Origin of the sequence: Psychrobacillus sp. NEAU-3TGS, from assembly GCF_029955155.1 — a bacterium.
Taxonomy (GTDB): domain Bacteria; phylum Bacillota; class Bacilli; order Bacillales_A; family Planococcaceae; genus Psychrobacillus.
This window is the reverse complement of the sequence record NZ_JAPNOZ010000005.1, coordinates 143,548-165,811: the sequence shown is the minus strand read 5'-3', so window position 1 is coordinate 165,811 and position 22,264 is coordinate 143,548. Positions and strand designations below refer to the sequence as shown.

General features: G+C 36.5%; 21 protein-coding genes, 1 pseudogene and 1 riboswitch. Of the genes and pseudogenes, 15 read left to right on the top strand and 7 right to left on the bottom strand.

Annotated elements, in window-relative coordinates:
* Window positions 1-4: 4 nt before the first annotated feature.
* On the top strand, window positions 5-430 hold the full coding sequence (locus OR571_RS04555) for a nucleoside 2-deoxyribosyltransferase (RefSeq protein WP_142540788.1): 426 nt from the start codon (window positions 5-7) through the stop codon (window positions 428-430).
* Between the two features lie 81 nt (window positions 431-511).
* Here the strand turns inward: OR571_RS04555 and OR571_RS04550 are convergent, their stop codons facing one another.
* Entirely contained in the window at window positions 512-682 is a 171-nt protein-coding gene (locus tag OR571_RS04550) for a hypothetical protein (RefSeq protein ID WP_282241661.1), read from the bottom strand.
* A gap of 278 nt (window positions 683-960) precedes the next feature.
* On the opposite strand from OR571_RS04550, the gene OR571_RS04545 reads away from it, so the two are divergent.
* A complete protein-coding gene (locus OR571_RS04545; protein WP_282241660.1) occupies window positions 961-1,458 on the top strand; it encodes an LURP-one-related/scramblase family protein in 498 nt (165 codons plus the stop codon).
* A 44-nt stretch (window positions 1,459-1,502) separates the two neighbouring features.
* On the opposite strand, the gene OR571_RS04540 is transcribed toward OR571_RS04545, so the two are convergent.
* A complete protein-coding gene (locus OR571_RS04540) occupies window positions 1,503-2,417 on the bottom strand; it encodes an EamA family transporter (protein ID WP_282241659.1) in 915 nt (304 codons plus the stop codon).
* 154 nt (window positions 2,418-2,571) lie between these two features.
* Between OR571_RS04540 and OR571_RS04535 the strand changes: the two genes are divergently transcribed.
* Together OR571_RS04535 and safA are read left to right on the top strand one after the other, a co-directional pair.
* Window positions 2,572-3,360 (top strand): nucleotidyltransferase domain-containing protein, encoded by a 789-nt coding sequence (locus tag OR571_RS04535; RefSeq protein WP_282241658.1) that lies wholly within the window; start codon window positions 2,572-2,574, stop codon window positions 3,358-3,360.
* Between the two features lie 219 nt (window positions 3,361-3,579).
* Window positions 3,580-4,191, top strand: a complete 612-nt coding sequence (gene safA / locus OR571_RS04530) for a SafA/ExsA family spore coat assembly protein (RefSeq protein ID WP_282241657.1) — start codon at window positions 3,580-3,582, stop codon at window positions 4,189-4,191.
* A gap of 97 nt (window positions 4,192-4,288) precedes the next feature.
* Here safA and pgeF read toward each other — a convergent pair whose 3' ends face one another.
* A complete protein-coding gene (gene pgeF / locus OR571_RS04525) occupies window positions 4,289-5,065 on the bottom strand; it encodes a peptidoglycan editing factor PgeF (RefSeq protein ID WP_282241656.1) in 777 nt (258 codons plus the stop codon).
* An 85-nt stretch (window positions 5,066-5,150) separates the two neighbouring features.
* Window positions 5,151-6,476 (bottom strand): short-chain fatty acid transporter, encoded by a 1,326-nt coding sequence (locus OR571_RS04520; RefSeq protein ID WP_481900361.1) that lies wholly within the window; start codon window positions 6,474-6,476, stop codon window positions 5,151-5,153.
* Between the two features lie 198 nt (window positions 6,477-6,674).
* Between OR571_RS04520 and OR571_RS04515 the strand changes: the two genes are divergently transcribed.
* From OR571_RS04515 to OR571_RS04490, 6 genes are all read left to right on the top strand, one after another.
* On the top strand, window positions 6,675-7,544 hold the full coding sequence (locus OR571_RS04515) for a LysR family transcriptional regulator (protein ID WP_282241655.1): 870 nt from the start codon (window positions 6,675-6,677) through the stop codon (window positions 7,542-7,544).
* A 243-nt stretch (window positions 7,545-7,787) separates the two neighbouring features.
* A complete protein-coding gene (locus OR571_RS04510) occupies window positions 7,788-9,359 on the top strand; it encodes a malate:quinone oxidoreductase (RefSeq protein WP_282241705.1) in 1,572 nt (523 codons plus the stop codon).
* Between the two features lie 389 nt (window positions 9,360-9,748).
* The gene (locus OR571_RS04505) at window positions 9,749-10,087 is read left to right on the top strand and encodes a zinc ribbon domain-containing protein YjdM (protein ID WP_282241654.1); all 339 of its coding nucleotides are present in this window, start codon (window positions 9,749-9,751) and stop codon (window positions 10,085-10,087) included.
* 106 nt (window positions 10,088-10,193) lie between these two features.
* Complete coding sequence (locus OR571_RS04500; protein WP_282241653.1) at window positions 10,194-11,435, top strand: ATP-binding protein; 1,242 nt, start codon at window positions 10,194-10,196, stop codon at window positions 11,433-11,435.
* A gap of 10 nt (window positions 11,436-11,445) precedes the next feature.
* Window positions 11,446-12,348, top strand: coding sequence for a response regulator (locus OR571_RS04495; protein ID WP_282241704.1), 903 nt, complete (start codon window positions 11,446-11,448; stop codon window positions 12,346-12,348).
* Window positions 12,349-12,463: 115 nt separating this feature from the next.
* The gene (locus tag OR571_RS04490; RefSeq protein WP_282241652.1) at window positions 12,464-13,738 is read left to right on the top strand and encodes a cation:dicarboxylate symporter family transporter; all 1,275 of its coding nucleotides are present in this window, start codon (window positions 12,464-12,466) and stop codon (window positions 13,736-13,738) included.
* A 47-nt stretch (window positions 13,739-13,785) separates the two neighbouring features.
* Here OR571_RS04490 and OR571_RS04485 read toward each other — a convergent pair whose 3' ends face one another.
* Together OR571_RS04485 and OR571_RS04480 are read right to left on the bottom strand one after the other, a co-directional pair.
* Window positions 13,786-14,955 carry an SLC45 family MFS transporter gene (locus OR571_RS04485; RefSeq protein WP_282241651.1) on the bottom strand — a complete coding sequence of 390 codons (1,170 nt, stop codon included), beginning with the start codon at window positions 14,953-14,955 and terminating at the stop codon, window positions 13,786-13,788.
* Window positions 14,956-15,016: 61 nt separating this feature from the next.
* The gene (locus tag OR571_RS04480) at window positions 15,017-16,210 is read right to left on the bottom strand and encodes a glycoside hydrolase family 18 protein (RefSeq protein ID WP_481900360.1); all 1,194 of its coding nucleotides are present in this window, start codon (window positions 16,208-16,210) and stop codon (window positions 15,017-15,019) included.
* 246 nt (window positions 16,211-16,456) lie between these two features.
* Between OR571_RS04480 and OR571_RS04475 the strand changes: the two are divergent.
* Both OR571_RS04475 and phnX read left to right on the top strand, forming a co-directional pair.
* Window positions 16,457-16,615: pseudogene (locus tag OR571_RS04475) on the top strand (2-aminoethylphosphonate--pyruvate transaminase); the annotation flags it as partial.
* Window positions 16,612-17,427 (top strand): phosphonoacetaldehyde hydrolase, encoded by an 816-nt coding sequence (phnX, locus tag OR571_RS04470; protein ID WP_282241650.1) that lies wholly within the window; start codon window positions 16,612-16,614, stop codon window positions 17,425-17,427. The pseudogene OR571_RS04475 and the gene phnX, both read left to right, overlap by 4 nt.
* 299 nt (window positions 17,428-17,726) lie before the next feature.
* Here the strand turns inward: phnX and OR571_RS04465 are convergent, their stop codons facing one another.
* Window positions 17,727-19,127: a purine-cytosine permease family protein gene (locus tag OR571_RS04465; protein ID WP_282241649.1), complete on the bottom strand. Its 1,401-nt coding sequence runs from the start codon at window positions 19,125-19,127 to the stop codon at window positions 17,727-17,729.
* Between the two features lie 253 nt (window positions 19,128-19,380).
* A riboswitch (Lysine riboswitch) is annotated at window positions 19,381-19,565 on the top strand.
* Between the two features lie 126 nt (window positions 19,566-19,691).
* Here OR571_RS04465 and OR571_RS04460 point away from each other — a divergent pair.
* From OR571_RS04460 to OR571_RS04450, 3 genes are all read left to right on the top strand, one after another.
* Window positions 19,692-20,537 carry a transporter substrate-binding domain-containing protein gene (locus OR571_RS04460; protein ID WP_282241648.1) on the top strand — a complete coding sequence of 282 codons (846 nt, stop codon included), beginning with the start codon at window positions 19,692-19,694 and terminating at the stop codon, window positions 20,535-20,537.
* 63 nt (window positions 20,538-20,600) lie between these two features.
* Window positions 20,601-21,353 (top strand): amino acid ABC transporter permease, encoded by a 753-nt coding sequence (locus tag OR571_RS04455; RefSeq protein ID WP_282241647.1) that lies wholly within the window; start codon window positions 20,601-20,603, stop codon window positions 21,351-21,353.
* Between the two features lie 18 nt (window positions 21,354-21,371).
* Window positions 21,372-22,106 carry an amino acid ABC transporter ATP-binding protein gene (locus OR571_RS04450; RefSeq protein ID WP_282241645.1) on the top strand — a complete coding sequence of 245 codons (735 nt, stop codon included), beginning with the start codon at window positions 21,372-21,374 and terminating at the stop codon, window positions 22,104-22,106.
* Window positions 22,107-22,264 lie beyond the last annotated feature (158 nt).

Sequence of the window (22,264 nt, the reverse complement as noted above, 5' to 3'; positions counted from 1 at the left end):
ACCAATGAAGAGAGTATATTTAGCCAGCCCATTTTTTAACGAGAAGGAGATTGAATGCTTAGAACAGGTGGAAGCAATTTTGGCGGAAAAAGGTTTGAAAGTATTCTCTCCGCTTAGAAATCCAATTGATGAACGTGTTGAGGTGGGTTCACGTCAATGGTCCATTGAAACATTTATGAATGATATAAAACATATTAAGTGGGCAGAAATCGTCGTAGGTATCTATCATGGTAACTATTCGGACAGTGGAACAGCGTGGGAACTTGGTTATGCTTATGCCACTGACAAGCCTGTTATTTTAATCCATCTTGGTCCAAACAGTAATTTAATGGTACATGAAGGTTCGCATGCAAATATAACTCTAGAGGAATTGAAAGATTATGATTTTGATCAATTAGCTAGTTCTTTCTATACAGGTAAAATGCTTTAGTAGTTCAATTTTCGATTAATGCGGAATAACACTAGTAAATACAATCAAAAATACCACCTAAAACCTTGATTCTATAACGTCTTAGGTGGTTTTGTTACTTTTAATTTCTTCCGCTATTATTTCACATTTTTTAATTGCCCAGTTGTAGTGATTTTTCCTATTTCGTAAGGGAATACTCTCAATTAAAGCAAGTAATTCATCAAAGGATGTTTGTGCATTTGATAATAGTGTTTGTTGCTTTATACGCTCCATCTGAGTAACTCCATTCTCTAATTTATCCTCATTTTGAGTATATTATAATTTTTAGAAGAATGTAATAAGGACTACTTTAGTATTTTTCGCTTGAATTATAATGTAGACCTAATCCTATTTATGCTTGTCTTCGGAGTAACATATACAGATGAATTTAACAAAGATATATACACTTTTAGTTCCAACCAAAGACTGGTTTTCAAATAGGTAGGGTTTTTAGTATCAAAATCCGTTCAATGTTATACTTTTAGTAGTATATTACAGGGGGAGGCCGTCGTATGAAGCAACTTTATATAAAACAAAAGGTATTCAGTCTAGGTGGCAAATTTACGGTAAAGGATCAGCAGGAGAGAGATGTTTACTTTGTGGAGGGCAGTTTTATGCAAATTCCAAAGACTTTCTCCATTATGGATACAACAAGAGAGGAAATAGCACTCATCACAAAAAAGGTATTCAGTTTTTTACCTCAGTTTTTTGTGGAAGTAAATGGTCGAGAAGTATTAACGATAAAGAAAGAGTTTTCCTTTTTTAAGGCCCGCTATACGATTGATGCAGCAGGTGTGGAAGTACATGGTAACTGGTGGGATATGGATTTCCAAGTGTTACAGCATGGAAAAGTCGTCGGTAAAGTGAGCAAGGAATGGTTTACATGGGGCGATAGCTACCAAGTTCAAATTCTGGATGAAGAGATGGAGGGCGTCATCATAGCAATCGTTGTCGCTATCGATTGCGTCAAGGCTGATCAAGCAGCAGCTTCCTCGGCAGCAACGATGTAATGTTTCTCTTAAAGAATGAAATAAAATCATAAAAAAGCAGGGAATCATGAATGGAGTCCCTGCTTTTTATGCTTCTTAACTTTAAAAATATTACTTCCAACTTCATTAAATGCAATAGCTAATAAAATAATAACTGTACCTAACCACTGAAGAGGCGTTACTGTTTCGGATAAAATAATGCTAGCAGATAGTATGGCAATAGGTAACTCAATGGAGGTTAATATATTGGCAAATCCTCCAGAAACTAATGGTGCACCTACTGCAAAAAATAATGGAGGAAGTACAGCTCCAAACAATGAAACTCCGACCGCGGTAGTTAGTAAATTTTGCTCTAACGGCAGTACAGATGGAATATCCCGGATGAACAGGATAAATACCAAAATGGTTGATCCTGTTACCATTAAAGAGCTCCGTGTCCACGCATCCACTTCTACAGCAACCTTTCCGCTGAAAAATATAAATCCCGCATACGTAAAGGCGGATAAAATTCCAAAAATGAAACCTTTAATTGGCAGACCTTGTATGTCTCCATCTAAAACATTTGAGGCAAAAAAGACTCCAATTAGGATTAAAATAATGGAGATTATTGTCGTAGGAGCAGGTTTAATTTTGCTGAAAACCCATTCTAAAATAATCCCTATCCAAACAAATTGGAACATTAAAATGATAGCCAATGAAGCGGGTAAATATTGCATTGAACCGTAATAGAAGATACTTGTTAAACCTATAAAACAACCGGTCACCATGACTTGAAGAACGTTCTTCTTAGTAAGCCCCTTGAAACTGGAGCGTTTCATTAAAGTAAAAGACCATAAAAGTATAAAGGAAATTGACATTTGAACGATATTGATTTGGCCGAGGGAGTAGCCGTAACCAAATCCAAGCTTCGCAAATATTGGTGTAAAACCAAAAAATGAAGCTCCCAATAATATAAACAGAATACCTTTATTTAGTTTCAATATAATACCTCCTTGGTACTCAAAACAACCAGGTTATTATATCATAGATAAGTGGAAGATCAGCACACATGGAAAGCATTCCTAGTTACTAAAAAACATAAAGAACAAAGTTAATGTCAATAAAACGCAAATATAAGTTTAGGGAGGTTTTTTAATGAATGAAATTATTCTAAAAAAATTGCTAGAAATTGAAGAAAAATATCAAGTAAAGGTTCTCTTTGCTGTCGAATCTGGTAGCCGCGCTTGGGGATTTCCTTCTAAAGATAGTGATTACGACGTACGATTTATTTATGTGCATCAACCAGATTGGTATCTATCGATTGATCCGCAAGGAATTGGTACGAAGAGAGATGTAATTGAAGTACCGATCAATGATTTATTAGATATAAGCGGTTGGGATATTACAAAAGCTTTGCGTTTGTTTAGAAAGAGTAATCCACCTCTTTTGGAGTGGATGCGAAGTAATATTATTTATTTTCAAAAGTACTCATTTATCGATAAATTACGCGGGTTAGAATCGGAAGTTTTTTACCCAAATGCAAGCTTGTACCACTACTTAAACATGGCGAAAAACAATTATCGAGAATATCTACAAGGCTCTGAAGTAAAAATAAAGAAGTACTTTTATGTGCTTCGACCTGTCTTGGCCTGCAAATGGATTGAAGAGTATAAAACGGTACCACCAATTGACTTTCATGAATTACTACAAGCAATGGTTTTAAATGACAGATTAAAAAACGAGATCGATCATCTTCTAGAAAGAAAGATAAAAGGCGATGAATTAGACATGGAGCCGCGAATTGAAGTGATCAATGAATTTTTAGAAAGTGAAATGGCACGACTGGAAGCTTATATTCAAACATTAACAGTTAAAATAGAAGATCCTACAGAAAAACTAGATGTTTTGTTTAGAGAAACATTAAAAGAAGTATGGGATAACTAATTTAAATAGCGACATTACTTAGAGGTAACTTTTTCCTATTCAGGATATGTTTCAATTATATTACCAACCTCTTTAGTAAAAAACGTTACTTCACCATAAAGAACAAATTGTTTATTACATATGTAATGAAATTGTAAAAATCCTTCCAAATATTAAGTAGTGAATAACTCTATGAAACTACTTACTATGAATATATAACGAATTGGAAGGATTGATAGAATGCTTAAAAAATTTGGGAAAGCTACGATTGCTTCTGTTTTATCTATATCTTTATTAGTACCGATGAGCGCAATGGCGGCGGATAGTTCATATTCAGTTGAAGGGGGAGACACCCTTTGGAAAATTGCGTTGAAGACTCAAACAGGAGTTCAGGAACTAATTGAGGCAAATCCACAGCTTGCGAATCCAAATCTTATCTACGCTGGTCAAAAGATAAATGTTCCAACAAAAGAACAAGCTAGTGTAGAGCAAGAAGTGATTAAGCTTATAAATATAGAACGAGCAAATGCTGGGCTTCCAGCACTGAAAGACGATTGGGAGCTTGCAAGAGTAGCAGAAGCGAAGTCTCAAGATATGCATGATAAGAATTATTTCGATCATACAAGCCCAACCTATGGTTCACCGTTTGATATGATGAAAGCCTATGGTGTTACATATAAAGCAGCCGGAGAAAACATTGCAAAAGGTCAACAGTCTGCATCTGATGTAGTAAAAGCATGGATGAATAGCGAAGGGCATAGAGCAAACATTCTCAATAAAAACTTCACGCATATTGGAGTAGGATATGTGAAAGACGGTAATTACTGGACACAAATGTTTATACAAAAATAAGAGCTGTTAAAGATTAAAAAGGACCTATACCGTAGGTCCTTTTTAATCTTTATCCACATAGAAATTAGCATTCAAGTGTAATTAACTCTTTTAAATGTTAAGCTCTATCGAAACTGCCCTTTTTCATAATAAAACTCATATGTCTTCCACTTTTTTTGTCTTGTCGGTAAGAGAATCCATCTGGACTCAAAAACGTACAAGTACGGTCTATCGTAATTTGCTGATAAGGGATTCCTGCTAACTCACACTGCCTTTTCACGGTTAACTGGTTATCAATATGATACTTGCGTGTTTCGTCCTTGTAATAAATAAAATCATCTGTATAACCAAGCTCTTTAAATTGAACATATACATCTTCGTCTACTTCAAATTTCTCCTGACTAAGGGCTGGACCAAGTTGGACGTGTATATCATGCATATTACATTGCTCTACTTGCTTTAAATGTTCAAAAAGCTTCCAAGTAATTTCTTTGACAGTACCTTGCCATCCAGAATGAATGACACCAATGAGGCCAGTGTGCTCATTGAAGAAAATAACGGGAACACAATCAGCGGTGAAGCTACATAATAACAAATCCGGCTCATATGTATACAAGGCGTCTGTATCCAATATAGCGTTCTCTGTTGTATCAGCGCCGCGGCCTTTGTCGTCGAGCGTTACTCGGTGGAAATTAGCGCTATGTGTTTGATTGGCACAAACAAAAGTCTCCAATCCGCAATTTAAAGATGCAGCAAGTTTCTTACGATTTTCTAATACATTACTAACATTTTCACATACATGCAATGCCATATTGTTTTGTTCGGATTCCCGACTATCTTTCAAGCTCATACCTGCTATGAATTTTTCGTTGTTTACGTATATTTTTGTATTCATCTCATCACCTAGTTTAAATATATAATAGTATATAGAAAAAGTTAATTAAAAAAGACCTCAACATTACTGGTGAGGTCTAAATTCATCATATAAACAAAAAAGCAGCCGAAATAAAGATTCCTGTAATAAGCATGATTATTAATCCATAACCCATAATATCCTTTGCTTTTAACCCTGCAATTGCCAAAGCAGGTAATGCGTAGAATGGTTGAATCATATTTGTCCATGCGTCTCCCCAAGCAACAGCCATTGCTGTTTTAGGTAAAGAAACGCCTAGACTTTGTGCAGCTTCTAGCATCACAGGAGCTTGTACAGCCCACTGTCCCCCGCCGGAAGGGACGAAGAAGTTTACAAGACCTGCACTCCATAGTGTAAGCATATGGAATGTATGCTCATTGGAAATAGATATAAATGCATCTGATAATACACTTGCAAGTCCTGAAGCAGTTACAATACCCATTAATCCTGCATAAAATGGAAATTGAATAATAATACCGGTTGCACTTTTAACCGAGTTTGTAACAGCTTCTAAAAATAGCTTTGGTGTTTTGTGTAATAGTATCCCTACAATAAGAAATAGAAAATTAATGATATTTAGATTGATAGCAAAACCGTTAGTAGCAATATAATATCCTAAAAAAGCAAGACCAGTTAAACCAATTAATAATGAAAGTATTTTACTATTTTCTAAACGATCAGCTGGTGTCATCTCCACATTGTCCACTGTAGCTGCAGGCATAGCATTTGAATCCTCTAGGAGACTACGATCGATGATAAATGCTTGATCTTTCGTTGGTGTCATTATTCTATTAATAATGGGTACTAGAATGATTAGTCCAACAACAATGATTAAATTAAGTGGTGAAAAAAGAGTTTGACTAGTTGGCACTACGCCTATAAGGTTTTCGGTAAAATGACCAGGTGTGGCAATAGTTAACGCCACAGATGACGAAAGACCACCACTCCATATGATAAACCCACTATATGCGCTTGCAACTAACAGTCGATAGTCAACCCCGTCTACTTTTTTAGCAATTTCTCTTGCTAGTAATGCCCCGATGATTAAACCAAATCCCCAGTTAATCCAGCAAGCGACTAATGCTACAAGGGTAACAAGGATGATCGCATGTCCAGGTGATTTTGGTACACTTGCTAAGTTTCCTAATAGCTTCTTAAAAAATGGACTACTCGCCATAACATGTCCTGTAACTACAATAAAAACCATTTGCATAGAAAATGTTAATAGGCTCCAAAAACCATCTCCCCAAAAACTCAATAATTGAACAGGTGTACTAGGGGTTAGTAATAGAGCAAGTCCGCCCACAAGAAAAGTAAGAATAACTACAAGTACATATGGGTCAGGCATGTATCGTTGCATTAATCTGTTTGATAATGAAATCATTACTTTCAAGGTTTTATCCTCCTGCGATAATATTTATTGATCTAAAATTTCTGAAATCTAAAGTTTCTTAAATTTACTATTCTCTTAATAATAATTCCCCCTTTTTCTTCCTCATAAGAAAGAGTTTACAAGCTGTCAGAATATATGTAAAATTCATAAATAGAATAGTATTTATTCAAAAATGGAATAAAACGAGGTTGTCTAAAAATGGAATTACGTGATTTAAAATCGTTTATGGAAGTGGCTGAACACGGGAGCTTTACAAAAGCAGCAGAGCACTCATACCTATCTCAGCCGTCGTTAAGCAAGGCAGTAAAAAAGTTGGAAGAAGAATTCCACGTTAGTCTTTTCGACCGTTCCACGAGACATCTCTACTTGACTGATGCTGGAAAAATTGTTTATAGACAAGGACAACAGGCGTTTAATATGTTGAATGAGCTACCTAATTTGCTGAAAGAATTAACGGATGCGAAAATAGGAGAAATTAAGATAGGAATTCCGCCTCTTATCGGCACTCTGTTTTTCCCTTATATTGCTCGTATATTTAACGGTCAATTTCCAAATGTGAAGCTTGTACTCGTCGAACTAGGTGCTAAATTGATAGAGCAGCTTGTAGAAGAAGAGAATATCGATGTGGGGTTAATAGTTCTGCCGGCTGATGAATCGGTATTTAATGTTCATCCCTTTATTGAGGATGAATTTGTACTGTTTATTCACGAAGAACATCGACTAGCCCAATATACATCTGTCGCATTAACGGATTTAAAAGATGAACAATTTATTGTTTTCACCAAAGACTTTGCTTTGCATGAATTTGTCATTCAAACATGTAAAGAAGCAGGTTTTACTCCATCTATTTCATACGAGAGCTCGCAGTGGGATTTAATAGTAGAGTTAGTGGCTTCCAAATTAGGGGTTACCATATTACCGAAAACCATTTTTATAAAACAAAACAATCCAGTAATTAAAACAATACCATTGGATGATCCAGCACTTCTCTGGAAAATAGGCATTGTAACGAAAAAAGATGCATATCATTCCTTTGCAATAAGAAAATTTCTGTCATTATTTCCTTAATAGTTGATGAAAACAACCATTTATAAAGGAAAGGCTCTAACATATCTCTCCTGGAATTTTCCCATGATTTCTCTTAGCTTCCATGACTTAAAACTACAATATGCGACATAGTTTGAGATAGAGATGTTTTATTATTAAAATAACTATGATAAACTAATAAAAGGATATTGATATAGAAAAGATGTGTTCCCAGGTTGCGTCTTGTCTTATTATGACGCCAAAGAAGGAGCGTTTACATCCTTTCTGCAAAACTTAACATATAAGGATATGGTAAAAATGAGTAACGGACAAACAAATACAGATGTTATCTTAATTGGTGCCGGAGTCATGAGTGCAACTTTGGGAACACTGCTGAAAGAATTAGCACCAGACTGGAAAATTACAGTATTCGAAAAACTGGATAAACCAGGAGAAGAAAGCTCTAATGAGTGGAATAATGCGGGAACAGGGCATTCTGCACTATGCGAGCTAAACTACACGACTGAAAAACCAGATGGAACAGTAGATATCAGTAAAGCGATAAAAATTAACGAGCAGTTTCAACTTTCTAGACAGTTTTGGTCTTATCTTGTAGAAAGTAATCTAATTAGCAATCCACAAGACTTTATCATGCCATTGCCACATATAAGTTACGTACAGGGAGAAAAAAATGTACAGTTTTTAAAAAATCGTTTTGAAGCGCTTTCAACTAATCCGTTGTTTGAAGGGATGGAGTTTTCCGATAATCCCGAAAAACTGAAGGAATGGATTCCGTTAATGTTAAAAGAACGAACTTTAGATAAACCTATAGCGGCAACAAAAATTGATTCCGGAACTGATGTGAACTTTGGTGCTTTAACGCGCATGTTAATTGACCACTTAGCGAGTAAAAATGTTGATATTAAATACAATCATCAAGTGAATGATCTTAAACGCACGCCAGATGGCTTATGGGAAGTAAAAGTGCAAAGCGATAGCGGTAAACTCGAATATCTTAATGCGAAATTTGTCTTTATCGGGGGTGGAGGTGGAAGCTTACCTTTACTGCAAAAAACAGGTATTCCGGAAAGTAAGCATGTTGGTGGATTCCCGGTAAGTGGGCTCTTCTTAGTATGTAAAAATCCGGAGATTGTAGAGCAACACCACGCAAAGGTTTATGGTAAAGCTGCCGTTGGTGCACCTCCAATGTCGGTACCACATCTTGATACTCGATATATTGACAATAAAAAATCATTACTATTTGGACCGTTTGCCGGCTTCTCGCCAAAATTTTTAAAAACCGGTTCTAATATGGATTTATTAGGCTCTGTAAAGCCAAATAACGTGTTAACTATGTTATCGGCAGGAGCAAAAAACATGGGATTAACAAAATACTTAGTTCAACAATTGATGCTATCAAAAGAACAACGCATTGAAGAATTACGAGAATTTGTTCCGAATGCTAAAAGTGAAGACTGGGATATCGTAGTAGCAGGACAACGTGTGCAGGTGATTAAAGATACCGAAGCCGGCGGTAAAGGCACGCTTCAATTTGGTACGGAAGTTGTCACAGGAGCTGATGGTTCTGTTGCTGCATTACTAGGTGCTTCTCCAGGTGCATCTACTGCAGTTCACGTTATGCTTGAAATAATCAATAAATGCTTCCCACAACATGCAAAAGAGTGGGAACCGAAGATTAAAGAAATGGTTCCTTCCTATGGTGTATCTCTAGTAGAAAATCCAGAGCTTTTCCGCGAACTTCATGCTTCAACTGCGAAGGTACTTGGTTTAGATGAAGATATGCCGAACGAAGGCCATTCTTCAGAGGAAGAGACACAGGAGTTAGAAAAAGTTTAATAAAAGCATGTATAAAAAAAGTCGATCCATTAATGGACTGACGATTTTTTTCGTGCTTTGTTGCCAATTTGGCGACCGCAGTTATTGGAGTAACTCCCCATAATATCTTCATCTCAAGCCAAGAAAACTTATTATTTTTAGAACTGGTTGCTTTCCCCAGTAATATGGTTGCTCTTATGCAGATTAAGTTGCTTTCCTGATAGAATTGATTGCTTTCAATGACTGATTGGTTGCCCTAAACCATTTCCTGGCACCAAAACCCTTTGCTAAGACCACCAATTTCAAAGCAACGCCACTTATGCTTTTTCTGTGAAGGAGTTGTCAAAATAACTAGACATGGTAGTATAGAGGCATAATAGGAACTGTTTTAGAATGGAGGATATGAAAGTATGGTTAATTTACCTAATTGCCCAAAGTGTAATTCAGCATATACATATGAAGATGGAAATCTTTTCGTTTGCCCAGAATGTGCGCATGAGTGGACTATAGGAGGAGCAGAGGAAAACGAAGATACGCAAATAGTGCGAGATGCGAACGGGAATATTTTAAGTGACGGTGATTCTGTAACTGTCATTAAAGACCTAAAAGTAAAAGGCAGCTCCTCTACTTTAAAAATAGGTACTAAAGTTAAAAGTATTCGTTTAGTCGAGGGCGATCATAATATTGATTGTAAGATTGATGGTTTTGGTGCGATGAAGTTAAAATCCGAATTTGTAAAAAAAGCATAAAATAGTGAAAAGGCGAAGCATGTAACTTTATGTTTCGTCTTTTTTTTCTTCTATAGTGTTCAATGTTATACTCGAATTATTAAATAAGCTTTACTAGGAGAGTTTTATGGTTTTACGAGATAGTAAGTATGCAATCATTCTGACTGTATTGTTGACAGTGTTGGCAAGTGAGTTTAAGGTAATTCCATTTAGCGGAGAAGCCTTTCGTTTTGGTTTAGGGAGCATTACATTTTTTCTACTTATCCTTATCCGACCTCCAGCTTCTCTCCTTTTAACGGGATCCATAACAGGACTTTCTGTTGTGATTGCTCGAACGGTAAGAGATGCATTATTCCATGGAGATTCCTTCTTTTTAAGTTTTGTTGAACATGCACCTGCTTTTTTATATTATTTTTTGTTCGCATTAGGATTACGAATGATAAATATGGAAAAATATAAGACTAATCCATTCCTTTTAGGAGCTCTCGGAGTTGGTTTTGAATTTATCGCCAATGGCACAGAGCATCTGGTGCGAAACTGGTTTATGCATGAGGAGAATTTAGGTTTTGAAGAATGGGCATTACTATTAGGAGTGGCGGTTCTTCGTAGCTATTTTGTCGTTGGGTTGTTTAGTTCCATCGCGATGTCGGAGCAAAAGAAACGGATGGAAGAAATGCTCAACGTAAATTCAGGGCTGTATGCAGAAACACTTTATTTGCAAAAATCGATGAATCATATTGAACAAATCACTGTTTCTAGTCATGACCTGTACCGAAAATTAAAGCACCATAATATGCAAGCATTAAGTGTACAAGCATTACATATTGCGCAGGAAATCCATGAAGTGAAAAAAGACTCCCAACGAATTTTAGCAGGATTAAAGAACGTAACAGAAGGGAAAAAAGATGACCCTATCTATTTGTCTGAAGTAATTCAGCTAGTTATCCATGCAAATGAAAAATATAGTGAGTTGTTAAGGAAACAGGTTCATTTTTCCGTTTTGACAGAATTAGATTTTGAAACAGACCAACAAATCCCTTTACTTGCTTTGCTAAACAATATTGTAGCCAATGCCGTAGAAGCAATAGGGGATAAAGGAGAAATACATATAAGCCTTTTTGAGAAATCTAGCTATACATATTTTTTGATAAAGGACACAGGAAAAGGAATCCCAAAAGAAGATATACCGATCATTTTTGAGCCTGGATATACAACGAAGTATAACGATAAAGGAGTTGCCGCAACGGGGATTGGTCTTTCACATGTGAAAGAAATTATCCAAACAATGACTGGCGACATTCGAGTGGAAACGAGGAAAGAAGGAACTGCTTTTCAAATCCAAATCCCGACGAACAATTTAAGAAAGTGAGTGAACCAACCTGCGCTATTTTATAGTTGATGATGATCCAGCAAGTAGAAATATGCTAAAAAAGATAATAACAGAAGGGGATATTGGACTAGTAATTGGTGAAGCTAATAGTGGTATCAGTTCCTTATCTCCAATCGCTACAATGCAGCCAGACGTTGTTTTAATCGATTTTTTAATGCCGGAATTGGACGGCATTGAAACAATTGAACAGTTAAGAAAAAAGGGATACCAAGGGCAGTTTATCATGATTTCTCAAATTATTAATAAAGAAATGGTCGGTGAAGCTTATGAAAAAGGGGTTGAATTCTTTATACATAAGCCGATAAATCGAATTGAAGTTCTAACTATTTTACGGAAAACGGCAGAACAAATTCGACTGAAGGATTCCCTTCTTGCGATTAAAGAGTCTTTGGCTAATATTACGTCCATTAAACCAATCTATAAAAAACAAAGTGTAAAAGAAATTGTTCATTCTATATTAAGTGATATGGGTATTCTTGGAGAGGTAGGAAGTGACGATATTGTTGCGATGGTAGAGTTTCTCTTCGACCAAAAGGATTCAATGATTCAACTGCCTCCATTAAAAGAATTATACGAAGCTGTTGCTACAAAATCAGGTATTCCTTTCACCCATTTACAAAAGGAAAGTAAGGCAATAGAACAACGCTTACGTCGAACAATATTAAATGCGATGAATAATATAGCTTCTTTAGGCGCCATCGATTACACGAATCCTGACTTCGAATACTACGCTCCTCGCTATTTCGATTTTCAAGAAATTAGAAGTCAAATGATTCACATGCAAGAAGGAAGAAAAAACTTTGCAAAAATGAAAGTAAACATTAAAAAATTTCTCCAAGTTCTTTATATGGAAGTGCAAGAAAAATACAATGAGATTCAAACAAAAAGATAACTCTATAATTTTTTGTCGGATTTCGTCGGATTTCGTAAGTTTCCTTTAAAATTATCCTTAAGCTTACTCTTAAGGTAGGAAAGCGTTTTCATTTTTATTAAGGGGGGACTTACGGTTGAAGAAAAAATTTAAATTTACATTGGCATATCAAATTTTAGTCGGGCTTGTCTTAGGTATTATCGTGGGTGCTATCTTTTTTGGTAACCCTGCTGTAGAAACTTACTTGCAGCCTATAGGTACAATTTTTATTAATATGATCAAAATGATTGTTGTTCCGATCATTGTTTCTACACTTATTTTAGGTGTAGCTGGAACTGGGGATATTAAGCAATTAGGTAAATTAGGTGGTAAAACATTAATTTACTTTGAAGTTGTGACGACGATTGCCATTATCGTTGGGTTATTAGCGGCGAATATTTTCAAGCCAGGTGAAGGTATAGACATGTCTACACTTTCAAAAGGAAACATCGATCAATACGTTCAAACAACGGAACAAGTACAAGACCATGGTTTCATGGATGTAATTGTAGGAATTGTTCCAAGTAATATTGTTCAGTCTATGGCAAGCGGAGATATGCTTGCAATTATTTTCTTTTCAGTGTTATTTGGTTTAGGGATTGCAGCTATTGGAGATAGAGGAAAGCCAGTATTAGCATTTTTCCAAGGAACTGCGGATGCAATGTTCTGGGTGACAAACTTTATTATGAAATTTGCTCCATTTGGTGTATTCGCTCTAATCGGGGTAACCGTCTCTAAATTCGGTTTAGAGTCATTACTGCCACTTGGTAAGTTAATGATCTTGGTCTATGCGACAATGATTTTCTTTATCCTTGTTGTACTCGGTGGAATTGCCAAGCTCGTTGGTGTGAATATTTTCCACCTTCTTAAAGTATTGAAGGACGAGTTACTTCTTGCCTACTCTACTTCTAGTTCGGAAACCGTTCTGCCAAAAGTAATGGAGAAAATGGAGAAGTTTGGTTCACCAAAAGATATTGTATCGTTTGTTGTACCGACTGGGTATTCATTTAATCTAGATGGTTCTACATTATATCAAGCAATTGCGGCGATTTTTATTGCACAAATGTATGGTATTGATCTAAGTATTATGCAACAAGTCACATTAGTACTTGTGTTAATGGTTACTTCAAAAGGAATCGCTGGTGTACCTGGTGTATCATTTGTTGTGCTACTAGCTACGCTTGGAACAGTAGGAATTCCTTTAGAAGGATTAGCATTTATCGCAGGAATCGACCGACTTTTAGATATGGCACGTACAGTTGTAAATGTCGTAGGTAATGCATTAGCAACAGTTGTTATGGCTAAATGGGAAGGTAGATTTGATAAAGAAAAAGAAGAAAAATACGTTGCTTCTATGGAAGAACTAGCGTAAGAATATGTGTGTACAAAACCGGCTATCCATTTGGAGGTCGGTTTTTGTTATGTCTTTGGGCTGGGAACGTTTCTGACTCTCCACATGCAGATTAACGCGAAAAGCATACTACCTGCTGTTGCATTAAATAAAATACCAAAACCAAATATATCAATTAGCAATCCTAAAGTAGGTGGAGAAATGATGGCTGCTAAAGAGGAAACGAAGTAATATAAGCCTGTTCGAGTTCCAAAGCTATGTTCATCTCCAAGGGAAACGATATAGGGGTAAGAGTTGATATTGATGCATGCCCAAAACATACCTCCTACTGAAAGCAGACTTCGTAAAGAGAAGACTGATTGGACCCAGTTTAATAATAAGAACACGAAAAATAATCCGACTATGCCAAAAAGGATAATCCTCTTCTTTCCAAACTTTGCACCTAAGATGCCACTTGGAATAGCTGAAAGGACAAAACTTAACGAAAAAAAGGCTAAAGAAAAGGCAGAGGCACTTTTGGATAATCCGAGCTCATTTACTCCGTATAGTGTAAATAATGCTTCCATTCCTTGTATGGCCATAAACCAAAAAAAGATCGCAGCTAAAAGAAAAACAGTTGGATTATTTAATTCTGCTTTGTAGTTTATTTTTGGCTTCACTGGTGCAATGAAAGGGATAGAGTCTTCTTTTTCTTGGATATTTTTAAAAACGACAACCAGCGCTATGATTAAGGTAGCGGATACTGCTAAAAACGGTAAAGACTCTTCGATACCAAAAAGATATGAGCCTATACTGAACGCTAAAATACCACCGCAACCACCCATGAAGTTAATGATACCATTTGCTTTTGTACGTTTCTCTTCAGGCGTTATATCCGGCATTAATGCAATAGTTGGTGACCGAAAAATAGCCATGGATACATTCATGCAAACCATGAATAGGATTAACGTAAGCAAACTTGTATGAAAAGGGATAAGACCGTAAAAGATTGCGGCAAAAGGAATGCCGATGAGTAAATAAGGCATGCGGCGTCCAAATCGGGTATTCGTCCGATCACTTCGGTTTCCGATATAAGGTTGTAAAAAAAGAGCGAAATAATTATCAATTGTCATTAGAAAGCCAATAAGGGCAGTACTTGAAAGATAATCATTTAGAAAATATGGGACAAATCCATTGTATAATGCCCATCCTAAGCTAATACTAAAAAACCCAACCCCTAGTAGCCATGTTTTTTTCACTACGTTCCCCCTCGTATAGACGCTTTAAGATCCCACTTTACATGGAGGAATCTCACTGCTCTTATAGAACCTTCTTCGTGTTAAAAAACTCTTCAACCAAGACAGCAGACTGGGCAAATTGCAATCCCAATTGCCAAGCTCCTGCCCCTTTCAAACGATACTCCACTACTAGTTCTAGTTTTTCAGCACGAGCTCTGGAATCCTCGTACCACACGATATGTCTTTGCCCATTTATATTCAAATATTGATAAAAGGGTTGCTGATACTCGGTGGAATAGGAAATGGGAACTTGCGATATCATAGCAGTTTCAACCGCTTCAGCAACAGAAACTGCCCTAGCACTTACTGCGTTTCCGTTGTCCATTGTCCAATCATAGCCATAGCGGGGAACACCGAGAATAATTTTATTTCTGTTCATATGTTGAAGGGCAAATTGAATTGTTTTTCTTACTTCAGTTATTGGGGCAACAGGACCAGGTGGGCTACTTGCTTCGTGAAAGTCGTAAGCCATGATAAAAACAAAATCTACTGATGCACCGATCCCACCGTAATCATATCCTCTTAACCAAGGGATATTATCAGTCGTCTTAGGTGGAACAGCAACAGTTGTGTAATATCCTTCAGGACTTAATCTAGCCCTTAATGTATGCAAAAAGCCGGTATATAGATCCCTTAGTTCTTCAGGTACTTGTTCAAAATCGATATTTACACCTGCAAAGTTCTTGTTCTTAACTAACTGGTATATATTATTGATAGCCCGATTTCTTATTTCCGTTGAACCTAATATTTGTCTAGTAAGCTCTGGGCTAAATCCAGTAGAAGTTAGATTCGTAATAACGGCTAGAGGGGCTACCCTATTTTCTCTTGCAGTTTGTATCATTTGCTGATCGTCTAATATACTTAAGCTTCCGTCTTCTAAAACATGATATTCAAAAATGCCTAAAAAAGTATTAATAGGGGCATATCTTTCTATAAGGCTCGTATTTCTATCGGGCGTTGAAGGTGTAATGTAACTTAAATTTTCTGCGCTGTACTTTGTTCTCGGAGGTAAATATAATTGAGTTCCTATCATTAACACATCCGAATGTAATCCATTGTAAAGGCGTATTTTTTCCATAGAAATGAAGCTCATCCGAGAAATTGTATACAATGAATCTCCAGGCTGCACAATGTAGATGTTAGTCGGAATAAGTAAATCCTGGCCAACTACTAGACCGTCTGTTGCTAAATCGTTAATGGCGCGAATACTGTCCATTAAAACTTGGTACTTGTTCGCAATGGAAAATAAAGAATCGCCCGTTTTAACTACATAAATAAATATAAAAACCCCTCATCTCCGCATTAGTCATTCTTTTAACCATATGTCATTGCTTTTTTGTTCATAACTAACAGCCTGATAGCACCCAAAAATAAAAACAAGCACTAACTTGTAAAAGTAAGTACTTGTTTTTGTTTTTTAGGCCAGCATAAAATTGAATATATTTAGTTCTTCAAAATTAAATTCTATTCTTATATAAAAGAGAGAGGCTATGTCATTTATCCAGGTAAATTACGGAATGTAGATACATTCCGTATCGGAAATTTCGGAGTAATCTTTGATGAAGATATACAAGAGTTATGTAATATTATAGAAGAATATATGAAAGAGGTGGCGATATGAGCAAAATTGAAGGAGTAATATTAGATTGGGCTGGAACAGCGGTAGATTTCGGATGCTTTGCACCGGTAAATGTATTTATCGATATATTTAAAAATGCTGGTATTGAAGTGACAATGGAAGAAGCAAGAGAACCAATGGGAATGCTGAAAATAGATCATATTCGAGCGATGTTATCTATGTCTAGAGTAACTAAGTTATGGGAAGAAAAATACGGAAGATCATTTAATGAACAAGACGTAGAAAACTTATATGCAGAATTTGAACCTGCATTAATGGCTTCATTGTCAGAGTATACATCTCCAATTCCTGGCGTAGTACCCGCCATGGAATTATTAAAGAATCAAGGATTAAAAATTGGATCAACAACTGGATATACAAATAACATGATGGACTTCGTTGTATCGAGTGCTTCCCAAAAAGGCTACAATCCCGATTTTTATGTCACACCTGACGATACAAAATCTATAGGAAGACCATATCCGTACATGATCTATCGAAACATGGAGCAACTAAAATTATCGGCATCATGGAAGGTAGTTAAAGTAGGCGACACTATTTCAGATATTAAAGAAGGTGTTAATGCCTGCGTTTGGTCTGTTGGTGTCATTGTGGGAAGCTCTGAAATGGGATTAAGCTTGGATGAATATAATGCTTTATCAGAATCTGAAAAAGAAGTGGCTATTGATAAAACAGCAACCTCTTTTAGAGAAAATGGAGCAGACTTTACGATAGAAACAATGAGTGAACTTCCTAAGTTAATAGATCGTATTAATAATTATATCTCTGAAGGCAAAAGACCCGGATTAAGATAAACGAGAAGAAGGTAAAAGGTGTAGCAAATGCTCTGATAAGAAATAGAGCGTATGCTACACCTTTTTAGCGTAAAGAGGTTATACACAAGTTTGAGGGCTGTTCTAATAGAGGAACTAAATAATGGAAAACCAATCAAATGATCAGCATACTATAAACACAACCTCGAAAAAAGAAGCGTGCATATAGTGTGTAACGAATCAAATACCTTAAAAAGGCAACATGGAAATCAGTAGATAAAATGAATGGTGGGCTGATCGATTGGTTAAATGCTATTAAAGAGGCAATTAATTTCTATCTATTAAGCAATGTAATCATCTTTAGGAATGTCGGTAGGAGTTCCTTTGCTATAATACTTTCCTTTAGTAGAAATAGCTAAAATTATTGTAAGTATAGCTGCTAAGATCGCTGCGAAAAACGCTGCAGTACTTTGCAAAAATGATCCCATATATCCTAATGCAGCTATCGTTCCTAATGCACTGGAGATTAATAGAGAAACGACCCCAACAGGATTCCATTTATATAAATACTCGTGTCGAGCTTCATAATAACCAGGTCCAATTTTCAATAGCTTTTTCACAATCATTGCATCCGTAACTAATATAGCTGCCCAAGCGAGTAAAAAGACTCCTTGGAATGTCATTGCAGTGTCTAGATGGTCGACAATACCACCTAGCATTAAGCCTATAGCAACTACTCCTGATACAACTACCCAAAAGCGTCTACCTGGTGTAAATTTAAAAATGTTCTCAAAGAAGTTAGCGAGTGACAAAGAACTACTGTATATATTTGTAACATTTATACGCAGTTGCGTTAGCATTGTAAATAATGCGCCGCCTATACCTAAGAGCAGAACAATGTAAACTCCTGGATTTGGCTCACCTAAACGAACACCAAACCATATACCAAGGCCGCCCATGACACCAAAACAGAAAATTTGAGGAATAAATCCAATAGCGAAAGAACCTACTTTAATATCTTTGGGTTTAAGAAAACGTGCATAGTCCGATGATAGTAAGGCTGTAAGCCCCATTATTCCGTGATGCATCCCGATACAAAGTAGTAAGGCTTGTCCACCCATTTGGACTCCTTCTGGCATATACGTCCAAAAAGCTCCTTCATAAACGGAGGGCTTGTAGAATGACATAACAATGGCTGCTATTAAAAAAATACCGAAAATCGGTAATGACCACTTTTGTAATTTATCAAGCTGTTTGATTCCAAACCAATTTAGTGGAATTACGATTGATCCGAAGAAAATGATTAGCGCCCATTCTGGTAGGACGGGGAAGAAGGTGTGAATAGCGGAAACTAAAATTAGTCCTTCAAATGCACAATACATGATGAAGTTTGTTGCATAAATGAATGAGGTTAACGATGCACCTATGTAACCAAAACCTCCACCCCTAGATAATAAATTGACATTCATACCGGATTTTGCTGAAAGATAAGCAATGAATGTTCCGAGTATACCAGCAACGATTATCGCATATATGGAGGATATGATGGCATTGATGGCTCCGAATTGGAGTGCCATAACGCTTCCCATTTGAAAATAAAAAATTGCCGTTGCGATACCAAATGTGATGTTAGTAATGCTAAACCAACCCATTTTTCTCTTATCTCGTGGCACTCTGTCTAGTGAATAATCATCTTTCATTTCTTCTGACACTTTGTGATCTGCGACTTGGACAGATCCCATAATATCAACTCCCTTTTGAATAAATTTATGAAAATATAATTCCCATTTTTTATATATAAATTCGTTCACCAATTCATCCATTTTCCATTATATCAATAAAATCAAGGTTTTATCAAATGTCGTGTTTTTAAGGACATACGAAAAATGATTTTTCTGGAAGTTTAAAAAGTCGTTTTGAATAGACCGGTTGACACATATCTGATGTTGTTGTAGACTATGAAACATAAATTAATTAAATATGACCTCACTTGATAAGTGGGGTAGAGGCGCGATATTTATTAGTCTTTAGCGGAGTTTGAGAAGCAATGATGCTAAGGAGAAGGAAATGTCGCCGAAGTTTGTAAATATTTCTCCGTATTACATGCTGGGTCTGCAGTGAATAATTGCAGGACTGTCCACTATAAACGTCCCGGTTAATAGTGGTGTGCTATCTCATTTGGGTAAAGTAGAGGATTTAGGGCAACTATAAAAATTGCGACCTGAGTTCATCTCAGTTCTTTTTTATAGGTTGTCCTTTTTTATTGTTTTCCAACATAAACTAAAAATAAAAGGAGAGAAATACAAGTGAAAAATAAATTTCTATTACTAATGATGTTCGCATCAATCTTGTTACTTTTAGCGGCATGTGGAACGGATAACACAGAAAAAACAGGTTCAGGTTCGGCCACACAAGAAAGCGATACATTTACAATCGGTTTAGAAGCTGGATATCCACCATTTAACTGGACACAAATGGACGATTCCAACGGTGGAGTGAAACTTAAAGGCAACGCAGAGTACGCAGGTGGATACGATGTAGAAATGGCTAAGAAAATTGCGGAAGGTTTAGGAAAAGAATTAGTCATTGTTAAAACAGAATGGGATGGTTTAGTTCCGGCTCTAACATCAGGTAAAATTGATGCAATAATGGCGGGGATGTCTCCAACAAAAGAACGTAAAGAAACAATTGACTTCTCTGACAACTATTATACTTCCAATTTTGTAATGGTCGTAAAAAAAGGCGGACCTTATGAAGGTGCTAAGTCCATCCAAGATTTAAAAGGGGCAAAAGTGACTGGTCAGCTAAACACATCCCATTACGGAGTGATCGATCAAATTGAAGGTGTAAAAAAACAAACAGCTATGGATAATTTCCCAGCAATGCGGGTTGCTTTAGAATCAGGTAAAATCGATGGTTATGTATCCGAACGTCCAGAAGGAATTAGTGCTTCCTCTGCCAATGAAAACTTCGTTATGGTTGAATTTACAGATGGATTCAAAGCATCAGAAGAAGAAACGGCAGTTGCAGTGGGTCTTAAGAAAGATAGTGAACTAACAGAAAAAATTAATGAGATTTTAGCGAAGATATCAGAAGAAGAACGTCAAGAAATTATGGATAATGCAATAAAAAATCAACCAGCTGCAGAATAATGACAGAACATATCGGCTGCAATTTTATTGCAGTCGTTTTTTACGCTTAAAAGGAGGAATATGATGAGTTTCGAGTGGATAGTATCAATCGTTTCCGATAACTGGCCGATGTTCCTTCGGGGAGCAGGAATTACTTTATTAATTTCTATTATCGGTACAGTAGTCGGTTCGGTTATCGGTTTATTAGCAGGAGTTATACGGACAATTCCGGTGCCTGAAAGAGCAGCAAAACGAATAATACTAAAGGTAGTAAATATAATTCTTTCTGTATATATAGAATTTTTCCGTGGAACGCCAATGATTGTACAGGCAATGGTTATTTATTATGGATCTATGCTAGCTTTTAATATTGATATGAATGCTCTAGTGGCAGCTGTTTTCATTGTATCGATCAATACAGGAGCCTATATGGCAGAAATTGTTCGGGGTGGAGTCATTTCTATTGAAAAAGGACAATTTGAAGCTGCCCAAGCAATCGGGATGAATCATATTCAAACAATGCTACATGTGGTTTTACCACAAGTAATTCGTAATATATTACCGGCAACAGGTAACCAATTTATCATTAATATTAAAGATACATCCGTACTAAACGTCATTAGTGTATCGGAGTTATTTTTCCAAACAAAATCGATTGCAGGAAACAACTTCCGTTATTTTGAATCATTTTTCGTCGCGTGTGTGTTGTACTTTGTTATGACATATACAGTAACACTAATCCTACGTTATTTTGAAAGAAAACTAGATGGTCCTGAAAACTACAGCATGATTGGTCAACCAGCGCAAGTAACTTTAACGAATACGAAAGAAAGCTAAGATGGAGGAGGAGCAATAATGGAAAAAGTAGTTGATATACAACATTTAAGCAAATCCTTTGGAGCACGTGAAGTACTAAAAGACATTGATTTCTCTGTTAAAAAAGGTGAAGTGGTCAGTATAATCGGTTCTTCTGGATCCGGTAAATCCACGCTGCTTCGTTGTATTAATCTTTTAGAAAAACCAAGTGGCGGTCAAATTATTTATAACGGTGAAAATATTTTAGATGATAAACACGATATCCATGCTTATCGTACAAAGCTAGGAATGGTTTTCCAACAGTTTAACTTATTTAATAATCACAATGTGTTGAACAACTGTGTAGTTGGACAAATAAAAGTGTTAAAGCGTTCTAAAGAAGAAGCAGAAAAAATAGCAATGAAGTATTTAAAAGTCGTTGGGATGGATCAATATGTGAACGCAAATGCAAAACAATTATCCGGCGGACAAAAGCAACGCGTGGCAATCGCTCGTGCGCTTTCAATGGAACCAGACGTAATGTTATTTGATGAACCAACATCGGCTCTAGATCCTGAGATGGTTGGAGAGGTTCTGAAGGTCATGAAGGAGCTTGCGGAGTCAGGCCTTACGATGTTAATCGTTACACACGAAATGGAGTTTGCAAAAGAAGTTTCAGACCGTGTTGTATTTATGGATAAAGGGGTTATTGCAGAAGAAGGTAGCCCAGAGCAAATTTTCAATAATCCAATTCAAGAACGCACGAGAGAGTTCTTAAAACGTACGTTAAAATAAAACAAAGGACATCCATTTACGTTAAAACGTGAATGGATGTTTTTGCTTTATGCAGTAAGATATTATATTGCTATGAGGTGGCAGTATAGATAAACTGCACGGTAAGATACTAAGATGTCCGCCATGATTTCCGCTCCAGGCGGACGCTTTCCGTGGGG